This is a genomic window from Hydrogenobaculum sp. Y04AAS1 (assembly GCF_000020785.1).
Classification (GTDB): domain Bacteria; phylum Aquificota; class Aquificia; order Aquificales; family Aquificaceae; genus Hydrogenobaculum.
In genome coordinates, this window is the sequence record NC_011126.1 from 1,393,556 (window position 1) to 1,408,968 (window position 15,413).

Genomic DNA, 15,413 nt, shown 5'->3' on the forward strand with positions numbered 1-15,413 from the left:
AAGTATGAAGCTTTTGATGATAGATAATTATGACTCTTTTACTTACAACTTGGTGCAGTATTTTAATATATTGGGTCAAGATGTAGAAGTTGTGAAAAACGACGAGATAAAACCAGAAGATATAAAAGATATGGACATAGACGCTATAGTGATATCTCCAGGACCTTGCTCTCCGAAAGAGGCGGGTATATCTGTAGGTGTGATAAAAATGTACAAAGATATATTTCCCATATTGGGGGTTTGCTTGGGACATCAAAGTATAGGATATGCTTTTGGAGCTAATATAATAAAAGCCAAAAGACTTATGCATGGAAAAACCTCTATGATATCTCATGATAACGAGGGTCTTTACAAAGGTTTACCAAATCCCTTTAAAGCGGTAAGATATCATTCGTTGGTGATAGATAAAAGTACGTTGACAGATGAGTTTGTTGTAGATGCTATGGCTGAAGATGGTGATATAATGGGCATAAGACATAAAACCCTTCCTATTTTTGGTGTGCAGTTTCATCCAGAGTCCATAGTTTCTGAGCACGGGTTTGATATACTAAAAAACTTTTTACAAAAAGCTAAATTGAGTTATAATAGAGTTTAAACGGATAGGAGGTTTGCATCATGAAAGGAGTTGCTCTTTTGTGGCTCACAACGCTGGTTTTAGTAGTGGCTGAAGTGGCTGGTGCTATTTTGTGGCATGGGCAAGAACACTCTACGGTTACATTTGGTTTTCTCATGGTGGTGGCTGCTGTTATAAACGGTATTTGGGCAGGATTGGTGGTACCTTTAGCAGCTAAAGACTAAAGCGTTTGGAAGAGTATTTTTTAGAAGTAAAAGACCTAAAGAAAAATTACAACGGTCTTGAGGCTTTAAAAGGCATAAGTTTTGAAGTAAAAAAAGGCGAGATTTTTGGTCTTCTTGGTACAAACGGTGCTGGGAAGACCACCACTATAAAAATAATAGCCGGTATAATACCATCCACTTCTGGTGAAGTAAAAATTCAAGGAAAATCTATAAAAGAAAATCCCATCAAGATAAAAAGCCAAATTGGCTATGTGCCTCAAGACATTTCTATAATACCTAACCTAAGCGCTTACGAAAATCTAAGGCTTATAGGAAAGCTTTACGGCGTTTCTAAAGATAGTGTAGAAAAGATGCTAAAAGCCGTTAATCTATGGGATAGAAAAGATTCTATGGTTCAAACGTTTTCTGGTGGTATGATAAGGAAGTTAGAGATTGCTATGGCGCTTTTGCACAGTCCAAAACTGCTTCTTTTAGATGAGCCAAGCGTAGGTCTTGATCCAAACTCTAAGCTTAGTATATGGAGTTTTTTAAAATCAAAAAAACAAGATATGGCAGTTTTAATCACTACCCACGATATGAACGAAGCTGAACGTATATGCGATAGAATAGCAATCATGAAAAAAGGGCAAATAGTGGCAAAAGGTACATTAGAAGAGCTAAGAGAACTCATTGGCGACAAAAATGCCTCTTTGGAAGAGATCTTTATTCAGCTTACCGGTGAGAATATCGAAGAAGATACCCAAGATATAAAATCTATAAGAAAAACAAGGAATATAGTCAAAAGGCTTAGTTAGATGTGGTTTTTGGCTTTTATAAGAGGAAGCTTTGTAATACTTGAAATAGAACTAAGAAAGATGATACGTCAAAAAGTAGATATAATAACGAGGGCTTTTCAACCACTTATTTGGATACTGCTTTTTGGCAATGTGTTTAAAAATATAAAGAGCATTCCCATAAAAGGCGATTACCTTTCTTTTATGACACCGGGTATTTTGGCTCAATCTGTGATGTTTGTTTCATTTTTTTATGGTATATCTTTAATATGGGACAAAGATCAAGGTCAGATAACGAGATTTTTAAGTGCTCCTATACCTTATTCTTCTATTACCACTGGCAAAGCTATTTTCTCTGGTGTTAGATCTTTAGTGCAAGCTTTTTTAATAATGATACTCTCAAAAGCCATAAACGTTAACATCTATATAAACATTTATACAATTTTGCTTTCAATTGTTGTTATCATGCTATCTGGTATATGTTTTGCCAGTTTTTCTATGCTAATAGCCTCGATATTTAAAAATGTTGAGAGGTTTATGAGCGTAATTCAAATAATAACGATGCCTATTTTTTTCTCCAGCAGTGCTTTATACCCTATATCTTTGATGCCAAGATGGTTAAAAGTGGTGGCGCTGTTAAATCCCCTTACTTATTCTGTAGAGGGTTTAAGGCTTTTACTTTATAAAAACAGCCTTGATATAAGTATACCTCTTTTGGTGCTTTCTTCCTACAGCATTGTTTTGTTGGTTTTTAGCGCTTATTCTATAAAAAAGCTTGTAAATTGAAATCTCTTAACTAGATTGTTATGATATAATGTTTAGGTAAGGAGAGGTGGCCGAGTGGTCGAAGGCGGCGCCCTGCTAAGGCGTTGTACGGTTAAAGCCGTACCGCAGGTTCGAATCCTGTCCTCTCCGCCATATCTTAACTATTTATGCTTTCTTTCAAACATCCAAGGCATCGGCCCGCAGTAGTAAGGATTTGGATAGGGACAAGCTGGTGGCATATATCCTCCCCAAAGCTCGTATAGGTTGCAGCCTTTTAAATCTTTCCAAGACTGGGCTTGATCTACACATATCTCCATATTTTGTAGCATGTCTATTTTATCGTGTATAACCTCCAAAAGATAGGCTTTTTCTTGGTTTAGCATTATACCATCATCAGCATATGAAGTATTAAATCCTAAAAGCCAAATACCCACTATTAAACCTGCTTTTAAAAGATTTTTCATGTTTAAAACCTCCTATTTAGAATTTAAGCACACATATATGAATATTTGATGAATAGTCTTGTTTTATTTAAAAGATGCTATAATATAATCTCCTATGGAAAAATACGTAATGCTTATGGATATAGATAGATGTATAGGATGTATGTCTTGCGAAGTGGCCTGCAAGCAAGAAAAGGGCCTTTTCCAAGAAGGACCAAGACCCATGAAGGTACTTAGATTTGAACATTACGAAGAAGAACAGATTTCTTACTTTATGCCTATGAACTGTTTTCACTGCGATGTAGCCCCTTGTGTATACGCTTGTCCCACTTCAGCTATGACAAAAAGAGATGACGGTCTTGTGTTTGTGAGGGATAACCTTTGTATAGGCTGTAAAGCTTGTATAATAGCCTGTCCTTACGGGGCTATAAGCTTTAACCCAGAAACTGAAAAAGTGGTAAAGTGTGATTTTTGTATAAACAGACTTGAAAAAGGGCTTTTACCCTCTTGTGTAACCAAGTGCACTACAAATTGCCTTTACTTTGTAAAAGTAGATTATCCTATACCTCAAAAACACATTTCCAAAAGCTTTGATGTTTACAATGAATTTAGACTGCAAGAAGTATAATATTACAGACAACTCTAAAGAGGTAGATAAAAATACGGTATTTTTTGCTATAAGAGGAGTTTCAAAAGACGGTCATGATTTTATAGAAGAAGCCATTGAAAAAGGAGCTCCTTACGTTGTAGCAGAAAAACCTTTTAAGGATTTTAAAAATATAATAGTAGTAGAAGATTCTAAAAAAGCTTTTGGAGAGTGTGTAAAAGCTCATTTTGACAACCCAGATGAACATCTGAAGGTCATAGGTGTCACAGGGACCAACGGCAAAACAAGCACCACACATATAATACACGCTATTTTGTCTCAAAAATATAAAGGTGGTATCATTGGTACCATGTATTATAAATTGGGAAATGAGGTTATAGAGGCCCCAAACACGACCCCAGGTGTGAAAACGTGGTTTAGCCTTTTATCAAAAGCCAAAGAAAAAGGGCTTGATTTTGTGGCGGCAGAAGTATCTTCTCACGCTTTGGATCAACTCAGGGTTTATCCTACAAAGTTTTTTGCCACTGTCTTTACAAATCTTACCCAAGATCATCTTGATTATCATAAGACCATGGAAAACTATTTCAACGCCAAAAGAAGGCTTTTTAAAGATTATGAGTATGAGGTTTGTGTTTTAAATATAGACGATGATTACGGTAGCATGCTTTATGAGGAGTTTAAAGACAAAGCTATAACTTATGGGTATTCGGAAAACGCCCATCTAAAGATAGATTATTTTGATCAAGAAAACAAGGTTTTTGGCTTTTACTATAAAAATAAACATTATGAGATTAAGACAAACCTAAAAGGGGATTTTCAAGCTTACAACATGGGAGCAAGTATACTTCTTGGCTTTTATATGGGGTTTGATATAGAGGAGATTCAAAGAGGTATTCTTTCTTTAAGCTCAATACCAGGAAGGTTTGAAACGATAGAGTTAAACGGTGTTAAGGTGGTAATAGATTATGCTCATACACCAGATGCCCTTGAAAAGCTTTTAAAAACCGCAAAAGCAATAACCAAAAACCGTCTTATATGTGTCTTTGGTGCAGGTGGAAACCGTGATAAAACCAAAAGACCAAAGATGGGCAAAATAGCTTCAGAACTTTCTGACATATCAATAATAACCTCCGATAATCCAAGGTTTGAAGAGTCGATGGATATTATCAAAGATATACTTGAGGGTATAGACCCATCTAAAGGGCCTATGGTGGAAGAGGACCGCAAAAAAGCCATAGCTTTGGCTCTTGATATAGCCCTTGATGGTGATGTGGTGGTAATAGCTGGTAAAGGACATGAGGATTACCAGGAGATAAAAGGTGTGAAATATCATTTTAGTGATAAAGAAGAGGTGCTAAAGTATAAAAATAACACTTAGCATATAAACGCTGTATAATAATTTATATGGATGAGAAAACGTTAGCAAAAGAGGTTTACCAGAGGCTTTCAAAAATATATAAAAACCCCAAAATAGACCTTGAGTTTGATAGCCCTTTTGAGCTTTTAATAGAGACAGTATTAGCAGCTCAAGAAAAAGACGAGAAGGTAAATAGCATAAGAAAGTCTTTCTTTTCTAAGTTTAAAGACCCAAAAGCTATGAAAGAAGCCCCGTTGGAAGAGATAAAAGAAGCGATAAAATCTATAAGCTTTTACAACAAAAAAGCCATCGCTATAAAAGAAATAGCCACTATTTTAGTAGATAAATACAATTCTAAGGTCCCAGACGAAGAAGATGAGCTTGTAAAACTTCCAGGTGTTGGTAAAAAAACCGCCAATATGGTGCTAGCAAACGCTTTTAAAAAACCTGCTATAGCTGTAGATAGACATGTGCATAGGATAGTTCAAAGGCTTGGTCTTGATAAAAACAAAGACCCAGATAAAACCACAGAGCATTTAAAATCTATTGTAGATAAGGAGCTTTGGACAACGTTTTATCTTCTTTTGTTAAGGCATGCAAAAGAAGTTTGTACTGCAAAAAATCCAAAATGCCAAGAATGTGTATTAAAAGATATCTGCGAAAGCTTTGGTAAGATAAAATGACAACGCTTATAGGTGTTTTTCTAATGGGAGTAGTGATAGGATATCTAATAAACAAGATTACATCGCTTTTTGCCCTTATTCTTATAGTTTTTATAATAGTAGGATATTTTTTACCCGGCGCTCATTCTAACGTTTTTTATCATATTTTAGAAAATTTTTTTGATTTTGCCAAAAGCCAGATAATAAACCACAAATCAGAGTTTTTTGAACAAAGTTCTTTGCATAAGTTTATAGATTTTAAGAATTTGAATATGGTAGTGTTTTTGGTAGGTTTGGTGGTGGGGTTTAAAATAGGCTAATGCAACAAAGTTTTGTCATAGTATTTTTTGGTATTATCTTAGCTGCTATACTTATACCTCTGCCAGCTTTTTTGCTTGATATTCTCCTTGCTTTTGCCATAGGCTTTTCGTTGGTAGTGCTTATTTTGGTGCTAAATATAAGATCTCCTTTAGAGCTTTCTTCGTTTCCTTCCATACTTTTGATAGGGACGTTGCTTAGGCTATCTTTAAACATAGCTGCAGCTCGTAGAATACTTCTTTACGGAAACGAAGGTCCTTCTGCTGCGGGACATATTATAGAAGCTTTTGGAAGGTTTGTAGTGGGGGGCGACGTGGTTGTAGGACTTATTATATTTCTTATTTTTATTGTTATAAACTTTGTGGTTATTACAAAGGGTGCTGAGAGAGTATCGGAGGTGGCAGCGAGGTTTACACTAGATGCCATGCCCGGTAAACAGATGAGTATAGATGCAGACTTAAACGCAGGGCTTATAAACGAACAAGAAGCAAAACAACGCAGAAAAGACTTAGAAAAAGAAGCGGCATTTTATGGTGCTATGGACGGTGCTTCTAAATTTATAAGAGGCGATGTGATGGCGGCCATTATCATACTCTTTTTAAGTATAATTGGCGGTTTAGTAGTAGGTATAGTGATAAAGGGTATGGATTTTCAGGAAGCAATAAAAAATTATACGCTACTCACTGTAGGCGAAGGTCTTGTATCCCAGATGCCAGCTTTAATACTATCTGTTTCTGCTGGTATACTTACTACAAAATCCTCCACAAAGGAAGAAGAGCTAAGTAGCGCTATATATATGCAGTTTACCAAGGATCCAAAAGTCCTTTTGTTTGGTGCTATAGCATTGGCTGTTATAGGTGTAATGCCAGGTTTACCAAAAATACCATTTTTTATAATGGCCATAATCCTTGGAGGTCTTTATTTTTATATTCAACAAAATCTTAAAACTCAAAAAGCTGTTGAAATACAAAGGGCTTTAGAGCAAGAGAAAGCGCAAAAAATGGCTCCTCAAGCTCAAAGAGAAGAAGACTTTTTACCACAACCAGATCCAATAACGTTGGAAGTAGGCTATGGGCTTATACCATTTGTGGATGAATCCCAAGGAGGAGACCTAACCTCTCGTATTAAAACTATAAGAAGGCAAATAGCTGCTGAGTACGGTGTAATTATACCGCTGGTGCATATAAGAGACAATATGAAGCTTTCACCGAACCAATATAGAATACTTGTAAGGGGTGTGGAAGAAGATTCCTACGAGGTGATGCCGGGGTTTTTGTTGGCTATAGATCTTGGCAATGTAAAAGAAAAACTCACAGAGGGAAAACCCACAAAAGATCCTTCTTTCCATCTTCCAGCTTTTTGGATAACACAAGAGCAAAAGACAAAAGCTACAAAGCTTGGGTATATGGTAGTGGACATATCCACCGTAATAATAACGCATCTTTCTGAGGTAATCAAACGAAACCTTTACATAATAATAGGAAGAGCAGAGATTATAGATTTGGTGGAAAAACTTTCTCAAAAGTATCAAAAGGTTATAAAAGATATAATACCTGAGAAAGTATCTTACTCTGTGCTTCATAGGGTTGTCCAGAGCCTTTTAAAAGAAAACGTACCGGTCAACGACATGGTAACTATAATAGAAACTGTGGGTGATTATATAGATAGAGTTAACGATATTGAGCTTTTAGTAGAGTTTGTAAGGCAAAAGCTTTCAAAGCATATAACAAAGCGTTTTATGAAAGATAACACTCTTTACGTGATTGCGTTTTCTCCTAGGGTTGAAACTAAACTAAACTCTTATATAAGAGAAAACAAAGAGGAGGAATTTTTAGATCTTTTGATAAACAGACTTCAAAGAAATATATCAGAGAATATGAAAAAGTTTGCAGAGTTTCAGGCTCAACCTGTGCTTATTACGTCACCTAACATAAGAAGGTTTGTGAGAAAAGCTTTAGAAGGATACTTGCCACAATTAAACATTATAGCTTATAATGAAATAGATAAACAGGTAAATATGAAGGTGCTTGGTGTGGTAGATGAAAATTAAAAAGATTTTGGTAGACTCACTCCAAGAGGCTATAGAGCTAACGAAAACGATGTATGGAGATAAAGCTACCATTATGTCCACAAAAGTAGTAAAAACCAAGAAATGGTTATTTTTTTCTACAAACAAATTAGAGGTTACAATAGGCATAGCCGATGACGAGGATTTCCAATCACATTTTAACAAAGAAAAAGAATTATATACAGAGATAGAGCAAATAAAAACTACTTTAAAGGACGTGGTAAATGTTGTTAAGAATGTAAAACAAGAGCCTCCTCAACAAATGCAAACTCCTAAGCCACAATATCAATCAAACGATGACTTTTCACTAAGGGCTATGAATCTTGCTACTAGGCTCATAAGCATGGGTGTTGAGCAAGATATAGCTAAAAAAATCCTTGAAGATTCTTGTGGTTTTGATATAAATATAAATAGGCTTGATTTAAAATATGAAGATGATTACGAATCTTTAAAAGAAGGTTTATCTAAAAATATTTCTTTAAAAACCTTAGACTTTAGTAAAAGCATTTTAAGTATATTGGCTTTGGTAGGTCCTACTGGCGTTGGTAAAACCACTACCATAGCAAAGCTTGCATATATGTATAAGACGCAGGGTTTTAAAACTGGTGTTATAACACTTGATAGTTATAGAACAGGCGCTGTGCAACAGCTTCAGTCTTATGTAAATCTTTTAGAAATGCCTCTTAGAGTGGCAGATACGCCTCAAAAGCTTAGAGAATGTATAGGTGAGCTATCGAGCCTTGACATTATATTTATAGATACGGCTGGAAGAAGTCAATACGATTCTATAAGATTAAAAGAGCTAAAGCATTATTTGGAAAATGTCCCTTCCTTGGAGATAGCTCTTACGGTTAGTACCACTACCGATGAAAGAATAATATTAGACAGCGCTAAAAGGTTTGGAGAGCTTGGCATAAAAAGTATTATATTTACAAAACTTGATGAGACAGTTTATCCTGGATGTATAGTAAATGCAGCTTTTAAAACGAATCTTCCCATATCTTTTTTGACGTTCGGTCAGAAAGTACCAAACGATATAGAGGTTGCCACCTACGACAATATAGCTAATATTTTATTAAGAGGTACGATATGATGGAAGGACAACTATCGCACCTGAAAAGGGCTATAGACAAAGGTTCAAATACAAGATATATAGCTGTAGCAAGCGGCAAAGGTGGTGTCGGCAAAACTCTTATAAGCATAAATCTTGCTATGATAATAAGAAACATTGGTAAAAGGGTGCTTATCATAGATGGAGATTTTGGTCTTTCAAACGTACATATTATGCTCGGGCTCACTCCAGAGAAAAACCTATCTGATTTTATAAACGGTAAAGCAAGTATAGATGAGATAGTTTTTAAAATAAACAACAACGTATCTTTTATATCCAGTGGAAACGGTATTCAAGAGCTTGTAAACTTATCTTCAAAAGATATAACAGAAATTCTTGATAGAATTCACGAATATGCTGAGAATAACTTTGATATCATTATTTTTGATACACCGCCAGGCCTTCACAACGAAACGCTTATTATTACATCGTCTTCTGATATACCGATTGTTATATCTACACCAGAGCCTACTGCTGTAGCAGATGCGTATGCTCTTATAAAGGTGTTAAACACATCTATGATGTTAAAAGATTTTTACATTTTGATAAACAAATGTAGTTCAAAGGAAGAAGGTTTAAAAATATTTAACAGTATAAACACCGTGTCTCAGCGCTTTTTAGATATAAATTTAAAATATTTAGGTTATATAACCTACAACAAAAATATTATAAGAAAAATAGTAGACCAAAAACCTTTTGATAAGACTCTGACAGATGAGCTTACCCAAAGCTTAAAAAACATTCCTCTAGACATAAATGTACAGTCTAAACAAGGTTTCTGGTCAAAACTTATAGAGAGGTTAAAACCTACGTGAACAGCGCTTTTATATATGAAAGTATAGGTTTTGGCAAAATTTATATTGATAAAAAATTAAGCAAAAGTGTAAAAAATGATGTAGGTAAAAACGTTTACAATAAAATCCAAGAAACTTTAGGTAGTCATAAGTCTACCACGTCAGAACTGCTACGGCAGTTAAAAGCTTTTTATGAGACTTGTAAAGATTGTAAGAAATGCAAACTATCAGAGCAAAGGACTCAAGTAGTATTTGGTGATGGAAACCCTGATACTGGTATAATGTTTGTGGGAGAAGGACCTGGGGCTGATGAAGATGTTGAAGGTAAACCGTTTGTTGGAAAAGCTGGCAAACTTTTAACTCAGGAACTTGAAAGAGTGGGGCTTTTAAGACAAAGGGATTATTATATAACAAATGTTGTGAAATGTAGACCCCCAGGCAATAGAACCCCAGAAGAACAAGAGATGATAACGTGCTCTTATATACTAAAAGAAGAGATGAAGCTTATAAAACCAAAGCTTGTAATAGCCCTTGGAAGAACTGCGGCAGTTGGGCTTTCTGGTATAAAACAGATATCTCCCACCAAGGTAAGAGGGAGTTTCATATCGGCAAACTTAAAAAGTCCTGTTTTAGCACCGGGGACAAAAATATTTGTTACTTACCATCCTTCCTATCTTCTTAGGAACCCAAACGAACTTAAAAATTTTAGAGAAGATATTATAAAAATCAAAAGCCTTGTAGACAGCTTACGTTAGATTCATCTTTTGAAAAGCCCAAAAAGAAAAGCGCTTCCTAATATATGGGATCTTATCTTTTCTTGAATGGCTTTTATTGTGGCTCCTTTTGGTAATCCTAAAGAGCTTATATTTAAAGCGTAAAGGTTAAAGTAGTACCTATGCGGTTTTCCAGGTGGTGGACACGGTCCCCCATAACCTATATTACCAAAATCGTTTAGGCCTTGAAGATATTCTTTTGTGCCTTCTTTTAACTCATGAACGCTTTGTGGTATATCGTATACGCTCCAATGGTAAAACACACCGCCAGGTGCATCTAAATCTTCCATTATAAGCACAAAGCTTTTTGTATCTTTTGGAGGGTTTTTCCATTGTAATTCTGGAGATATGTCTTTTCCAAGGCAAGAAAATAACGGCGGAATATAACCGCCGTTTTTAAAATCTTTACTATAAAGTTCGAAAGCTAGCGCTTGCTCAGTCATAAAAACCGCTATAGCTATAAATGAAAATAAGACAAAAAGCTTCGTCTTCATACTTCATTTGGTGGTTACAACCTCTTTCTTGTCTCTGGTATTCTTTTTCTTGCTCTTTATGTAAGGTGTATCGTTTTTCACATCTATTACTACTTTTACCACATCTTTTAGTTCTTTGTTTATGAGCTTTTCTGCTAACATATCTTCTATGTGTCTTTGTATAGCTCTCCTTAAGCTTCTAGCCCCGTATTCTTTCTTATACTCTTTGGAGATTATCCAATCTGCAAACCCTTTTGTAATTTCTACACTAAGACCTATATCTTGTAGGTTTTTGTTTATCTCTTTGGTTTGGAGATACAATATCTTTTCTAAGTCTTTTTCGTCTAAAGGTTCGAACACTATCATTTCATCTAACCTGTTGATAAATTCTGGGTTGAAGTGTTTTTTCACCTGTTCTATTATGTTTTTCTTCATACTCTTTTTATCAAGTTCGTTTTGTTTGCTTTCAAATCCCAAGGTTGTGTTCTGCATTATAGATTTTGCTCCGAGGTTCGAAGTCATTATGATTATGGTGTTGGAGAAATCTACCACTCTTCCACTGCCATCTGTTAATCTTCCGTCATCGAATATTTGTAAGAATATATTGAATACATCTGGATGAGCTTTTTCTATCTCGTCAAAGAGTATTACAGAGTACGGTCTTCTTCTTACTTTTTCAGTAAGTTGGCCACCTTCTCCATAGCCTACGTATCCAGGAGGTGAACCTATTAGCTTTGATACCGTGTGTTTCTCCATATATTCAGACATATCAAACCTTATGAGAGCATCTTCTGTATCAAAAAGATATTCTGCCAAAGCTTTTGCAGTTTCAGTTTTACCTACACCAGTAGGACCTAAGAACATAAATACCCCTATTGGTTTGTGTTTACCTTTTAAACCTACATGTGAGCGCCTTATAGCTTTTGCTACAGCTTTTATAGCTTCTTCTTGACCTATTACTCTCTCTTTTAGTTTTTCTTCTATGTGCATTAGTTTTGATAGGTCATCTTCATAGAGTTTATCTACCGGTACTCCAGTCCATTTTGCTACTACAGAGGCAACATCTTTTACGGTCACTAAAGATCTATTTATGGTTTGTTCTTGTTTCCATTTTAGTCTTGCAGTTTCAAACTTAGCTCTTAATCTCATCTCTTCGTCTCTTAGGTTTGCAGCTTTTTCATAATCTTGTTCAGCGGCAGCTTGATCTTTAGCTTGTTCTATTTCTTTTATTTGCTCCAGCATTTTTTGAAGGTCTTCTGGCATTTCGGAGCCTCTTATTTTTACCAAAGCTCCAGCCTCATCCATTACATCTATAGCTTTATCTGGTAGGTATCTGTCGTTTATGTATTTGTTAGAGAGCTCCACTGCCTTCTTCAGAGCTTCTTCTTCGTATTTAACGTTGTGAAAGCTTTCAAACCTTGGAGCTAATCCTTTTAAAATCTCGATACTTTCTTCTACAGAAGGTGGTTCTACCAACACTGGTTGAAATCTTCTTTCTAAAGCGCCGTCTTTTTCTATGTATTTTCTATATTCATCAAGCGTAGTAGCTCCTATTATTTGAATCTCACCTCTTGCTAAAGCTGGTTTTAGCATGTTAGAGGCATCCACAGAACCCTCTGCTGCTCCAGCTCCTATAATCATATGAAGCTCGTCTATGAATAGAATTACATTAACCGCTTTTTCTAACTCTTTTATAATAGTTTTTAGCTTTTCTTCAAACTGACCTCTATACTTTGTACCAGCTACTATAGACGCTATATCAAGCACTACCACTCTTTTGTTTATCAAAGATTCTGGTACGCTCTTGGCTACTATTCTCTGTGCTAAGCCCTCTACTATAGCGGTTTTTCCTACTCCAGGATCTCCTATCAAAACAGGGTTGTTTTTTCTTCTTCTTGCCAATATCTGAATAGTTCTCTCTATTTCTTTTTCTCTTCCCACCACTGGATCTAACTTACCTTCTGCAGCAAGAGACGTTATGTCTCTGCTGTGTCTATCTAATGTAGGTGTCGCCACATATTTTGTGGTTTCTTGAGTTGGTAGTTCTCCTAGTATTTGAAGCGTTTCTCTTCTTACGGCGTATTCATCAAGGCCCAAACCTCTTAATACTCTGCCACCAAGACCTGTTTTTTCTCTTACAACACCTATGAATATGTGTTCTGTACCAACAAATTGATGATGTAATATCCTTGCTTCCTCAACGGCAAACTCTAATACCCTTTTGGCATCTGGAGCAAACAATACTTCTCCTGTGTGGTTTCCCCTTGACATTTGGCTTGTAATGGCTTTTTTTACCTTCTCAGGTGTAATGTTAAACTTAGCTAACACGAGTGTTGGTATATCGTCTTCTTTTAAAAGAGCCAAAAGTAAGTGCTCTGTACCAAGGTAACCATGACCAAACTCTAAAGCTTCTTCTCTTGCTTGTAATATAATCTGTCTAGCCCTTTCAGTAAATTTCTCAAACATATAAACCTCTTTTCACCAAAATTTTTAAAGCCTAAGACTCTATATATAAAGATATAGAATTATTTATTATTTTTTATGATAGATCTCTTATGTATCTTTGCTAAGTTGTCTATTAATAGAACTGTTAAACTCTTTTATAGCCTTTATAGTATTATTATAATATATTTTTGCCATTTTTTTCTCTTTTTTATCTATGCCGTATTTTGAATACTTAGCTTTTATATAAATATCAAAAAAGACTTTAAAACCGTTTTCTTTTATGAAGCTTGGTGCATTCTCTGGTGTGCAATATTTCATATTAGACTGTTTCAACCTTTTGCATATATCTTTATACATGGCATCTATGCTAAACATTAGTAATATTTTATTAAAAGCCATATAAAAAACCATCAAAACAACCACTGCATAAACTAAATATTTTGTATAATGAGTAGCTATAGCTTTTATATTTTTAGCGGTGCTTTCCAGTAGATACTTTTGCCTTGCGGTAGAATAGTATATTACATTTATATCCCATAGGTAGTTTATATAATCAAGAAACATCCTTGCTTTACTTAATTTTGGTATTGTCTGTGTGTAGTCTGTTGGGGTTGTATCCACGGTTTGCCATTTACCGTTGTAGTATGCTTCTACCCATGAATGAGCTGAGGAGTTTGTTACAAAAAAGTAGTGCCCATCTTTGTTGTAAATAGCCCCATGAAAACCCACTATCACTCTTGAAGGTACACCCATCAATCTAAGCAAAAGAGCAGTTGAAGAAGCGTAGGCTTCACAGTTTCCAGCCTTATACTTAAATAAAAAATCGTATAGAAAGTTATTTGAAGCTTTGTTACTTAGAGAATATTTGAAGTTTTCCTGCTTAAAATAGTTTTCTACAGCCTCTATGGGATTTTTGTTTTGGGCTTTTAGGAATTGTGCAAGTTTTACTATTGATGGGTCTATGTTTTGAGGCAGTTGTAAAAATCTGTTCATATTTACAAGGTTTTGTCTATAGGAATCTGTTACGTAAGACCACACCCTATAAACAGTTCTATTTGTGATGGGTTTATTTGTTCTTATCGTATTATCGCTTGTTATATAAACTTTTATAGGGTTTTTATAGATTTTAACCATGTATGGAAACAAGATACCAAAAAGAATATTGTCGTAGCTTGGCTCTATCATGATATCGCAAGATACAAGGTTACCTTTTAGAATCTTTGGTCCCTTTGCTCTATGTTTGTGAGTCCAACTTATGCCGTTGAAATAATCTAAGGTTTCTCCTATGAAGTAAGCATCCTTTAAATTTATATCTCCTTTTATGTTAAATATTCTGAAAACTGTGGAGGTGTTTTCTAGTACATTGGTGGCGTTTGATGGAGAAAGTGTATTAGAAAATCCTACTGTATTTGAAATACCCCCTATTCCTATGTTTAAAAGAGGCGATTGTATCCTTGGCATAGCAAGAAATATGAAAAATCCTATAACTACGGTGCTTATAGATATAAACCCTACAGCGTAGCTGATAAGTTTTATATGATATTTTGTTAAGATTTCGTCTTTTAGGCTTTTAAAAATATTTGTGGTTAAGAATATAAAAATGCTCAAGAAAACCCAAATTATTAGCATCGCTAAAAACTTTATATCTGTGGTGGCAACCCCTACTATACCCATACCCATGGTTTCCAATATAAGTATTTGGTATATGTCTCTTGGTTGCTTTTTCTCTAAGGATTTGATGCCTAAGAACGTTATTATTATGTTTTTAGCAAAATCAAAAAGTGCAGTTATGTTGAAGCTTACTGCAAAAACCAAAATCACAGATGAAACTGCAATTGTATTTACAACGATTCTTGGTAAATATTTGTTTTTAAAATCCTGAAAAATGCCTATAACAACCAAAGCAATACCTATAAAAAATATAGGGCTAAAACTAACTAAACTTATAGATAGTATTGAGAATGCTATGCTTAAATATACCAGTATTAAAAGAAAGCTGTAAACTTTTAAACTTTTAGCCATAAAG

The 15,413-nt window shown here is 35.1% G+C and carries 16 protein-coding genes and 1 tRNA gene; 13 read left to right on the plus strand and 4 right to left on the minus strand.

Going from position 1 to position 15,413, the window contains the following annotated elements:
• Window positions 1-4: 4 nt before the first annotated feature.
• The 5 genes from HY04AAS1_RS07455 to HY04AAS1_RS07475 all read left to right on the plus strand — a co-directional run bounded on the left by HY04AAS1_RS07455 (window position 5) and on the right by HY04AAS1_RS07475 (window position 2,489).
• A complete protein-coding gene (locus HY04AAS1_RS07455) occupies window positions 5-595 on the plus strand; it encodes an aminodeoxychorismate/anthranilate synthase component II (protein WP_012514515.1) in 591 nt (196 codons plus the stop codon).
• Between the two features lie 20 nt (window positions 596-615).
• Window positions 616-798, plus strand: coding sequence for a hypothetical protein (locus tag HY04AAS1_RS07460; protein ID WP_012514516.1), 183 nt, complete (start codon window positions 616-618; stop codon window positions 796-798).
• 5 nt (window positions 799-803) lie between these two features.
• Complete coding sequence (locus HY04AAS1_RS07465; protein ID WP_012514517.1) at window positions 804-1,592, plus strand: ATP-binding cassette domain-containing protein; 789 nt, start codon at window positions 804-806, stop codon at window positions 1,590-1,592.
• The gene (locus HY04AAS1_RS07470) at window positions 1,593-2,357 is read left to right on the plus strand and encodes an ABC transporter permease (RefSeq protein WP_012514518.1); all 765 of its coding nucleotides are present in this window, start codon (window positions 1,593-1,595) and stop codon (window positions 2,355-2,357) included.
• A 40-nt stretch (window positions 2,358-2,397) separates the two neighbouring features.
• A tRNA-Ser gene (locus tag HY04AAS1_RS07475) sits at window positions 2,398-2,489 on the plus strand.
• A gap of 8 nt (window positions 2,490-2,497) precedes the next feature.
• Here the strand turns inward: HY04AAS1_RS07475 and HY04AAS1_RS07480 are convergent.
• Complete coding sequence (locus tag HY04AAS1_RS07480) at window positions 2,498-2,800, minus strand: hypothetical protein (protein WP_012514519.1); 303 nt, start codon at window positions 2,798-2,800, stop codon at window positions 2,498-2,500.
• Between the two features lie 109 nt (window positions 2,801-2,909).
• Between HY04AAS1_RS07480 and HY04AAS1_RS07485 the strand changes: the two genes are divergently transcribed.
• From HY04AAS1_RS07485 to HY04AAS1_RS07520, 8 genes are read left to right on the plus strand one after another with little or no spacing between them, the layout of a single operon-like run.
• Entirely contained in the window at window positions 2,910-3,407 is a 498-nt protein-coding gene (locus tag HY04AAS1_RS07485; protein WP_012514520.1) for a 4Fe-4S dicluster domain-containing protein, read from the plus strand.
• Entirely contained in the window at window positions 3,382-4,764 is a 1,383-nt protein-coding gene (locus tag HY04AAS1_RS07490) for a UDP-N-acetylmuramoyl-L-alanyl-D-glutamate--2,6-diaminopimelate ligase (protein WP_337954072.1), read from the plus strand. Before HY04AAS1_RS07485 ends, HY04AAS1_RS07490 begins: the two co-directional genes overlap by 26 nt.
• 26 nt (window positions 4,765-4,790) lie before the next feature.
• On the plus strand, window positions 4,791-5,426 hold the full coding sequence (nth, locus tag HY04AAS1_RS07495; protein WP_012514522.1) for an endonuclease III: 636 nt from the start codon (window positions 4,791-4,793) through the stop codon (window positions 5,424-5,426).
• On the plus strand, window positions 5,423-5,725 hold the full coding sequence (locus tag HY04AAS1_RS07500; RefSeq protein WP_012514523.1) for a hypothetical protein: 303 nt from the start codon (window positions 5,423-5,425) through the stop codon (window positions 5,723-5,725). Before nth ends, HY04AAS1_RS07500 begins: the two co-directional genes overlap by 4 nt.
• Window positions 5,725-7,773, plus strand: coding sequence for a flagellar biosynthesis protein FlhA (gene flhA / locus HY04AAS1_RS07505; RefSeq protein ID WP_012514524.1), 2,049 nt, complete (start codon window positions 5,725-5,727; stop codon window positions 7,771-7,773). Before HY04AAS1_RS07500 ends, flhA begins: the two co-directional genes overlap by 1 nt.
• A complete protein-coding gene (locus tag HY04AAS1_RS07510; RefSeq protein WP_012514525.1) occupies window positions 7,763-8,884 on the plus strand; it encodes an AAA family ATPase in 1,122 nt (373 codons plus the stop codon). Before flhA ends, HY04AAS1_RS07510 begins: the two co-directional genes overlap by 11 nt.
• Entirely contained in the window at window positions 8,881-9,717 is an 837-nt protein-coding gene (locus tag HY04AAS1_RS07515) for a MinD/ParA family protein (RefSeq protein WP_012514526.1), read from the plus strand. The genes HY04AAS1_RS07510 and HY04AAS1_RS07515 overlap by 4 nt, the downstream gene beginning before the upstream one ends.
• Window positions 9,714-10,451: a uracil-DNA glycosylase gene (locus tag HY04AAS1_RS07520; RefSeq protein WP_012514527.1), complete on the plus strand. Its 738-nt coding sequence runs from the start codon at window positions 9,714-9,716 to the stop codon at window positions 10,449-10,451. Before HY04AAS1_RS07515 ends, HY04AAS1_RS07520 begins: the two co-directional genes overlap by 4 nt.
• Before the next feature lie 2 nt (window positions 10,452-10,453).
• Here HY04AAS1_RS07520 and HY04AAS1_RS07525 read toward each other — a convergent pair whose 3' ends face one another.
• The 3 genes from HY04AAS1_RS07525 to HY04AAS1_RS07535 form a co-directional block, all read right to left on the minus strand.
• Window positions 10,454-10,963: a YbhB/YbcL family Raf kinase inhibitor-like protein gene (locus HY04AAS1_RS07525; protein WP_012514528.1), complete on the minus strand. Its 510-nt coding sequence runs from the start codon at window positions 10,961-10,963 to the stop codon at window positions 10,454-10,456.
• 3 nt (window positions 10,964-10,966) lie between these two features.
• Complete coding sequence (locus tag HY04AAS1_RS07530; protein WP_012514529.1) at window positions 10,967-13,408, minus strand: ATP-dependent Clp protease ATP-binding subunit; 2,442 nt, start codon at window positions 13,406-13,408, stop codon at window positions 10,967-10,969.
• Between the two features lie 87 nt (window positions 13,409-13,495).
• Complete coding sequence (locus HY04AAS1_RS07535; protein ID WP_012514530.1) at window positions 13,496-15,409, minus strand: DUF3488 and transglutaminase-like domain-containing protein; 1,914 nt, start codon at window positions 15,407-15,409, stop codon at window positions 13,496-13,498.
• Window positions 15,410-15,413 lie beyond the last annotated feature (4 nt).

Coding starts and splice junctions, on each gene's coding strand:
- HY04AAS1_RS07455 (WP_012514515.1), top strand. CDS start 5: ATGAAGCTTTTGATGATAGATAATTATGACTCTTTTACTTACAACTTG.
- HY04AAS1_RS07525 (WP_012514528.1), bottom strand. CDS start 10,963: ATGAAGACGAAGCTTTTTGTCTTATTTTCATTTATAGCTATAGCGGTT.
- HY04AAS1_RS07535 (WP_012514530.1), bottom strand. CDS start 15,409: ATGGCTAAAAGTTTAAAAGTTTACAGCTTTCTTTTAATACTGGTATAT.
- flhA (WP_012514524.1), top strand. CDS start 5,725: ATGCAACAAAGTTTTGTCATAGTATTTTTTGGTATTATCTTAGCTGCT.
- HY04AAS1_RS07480 (WP_012514519.1), bottom strand. CDS start 2,800: ATGAAAAATCTTTTAAAAGCAGGTTTAATAGTGGGTATTTGGCTTTTA.
- HY04AAS1_RS07530 (WP_012514529.1), bottom strand. CDS start 13,408: ATGTTTGAGAAATTTACTGAAAGGGCTAGACAGATTATATTACAAGCA.
- HY04AAS1_RS07470 (WP_012514518.1), top strand. CDS start 1,593: ATGTGGTTTTTGGCTTTTATAAGAGGAAGCTTTGTAATACTTGAAATA.
- HY04AAS1_RS07460 (WP_012514516.1), top strand. CDS start 616: ATGAAAGGAGTTGCTCTTTTGTGGCTCACAACGCTGGTTTTAGTAGTG.
- HY04AAS1_RS07500 (WP_012514523.1), top strand. CDS start 5,423: ATGACAACGCTTATAGGTGTTTTTCTAATGGGAGTAGTGATAGGATAT.
- nth (WP_012514522.1), top strand. CDS start 4,791: ATGGATGAGAAAACGTTAGCAAAAGAGGTTTACCAGAGGCTTTCAAAA.
- HY04AAS1_RS07515 (WP_012514526.1), top strand. CDS start 8,881: ATGATGGAAGGACAACTATCGCACCTGAAAAGGGCTATAGACAAAGGT.
- HY04AAS1_RS07490 (WP_337954072.1), top strand. CDS start 3,382: ATGAATTTAGACTGCAAGAAGTATAATATTACAGACAACTCTAAAGAG.
- HY04AAS1_RS07510 (WP_012514525.1), top strand. CDS start 7,763: ATGAAAATTAAAAAGATTTTGGTAGACTCACTCCAAGAGGCTATAGAG.
- HY04AAS1_RS07485 (WP_012514520.1), top strand. CDS start 2,910: ATGCTTATGGATATAGATAGATGTATAGGATGTATGTCTTGCGAAGTG.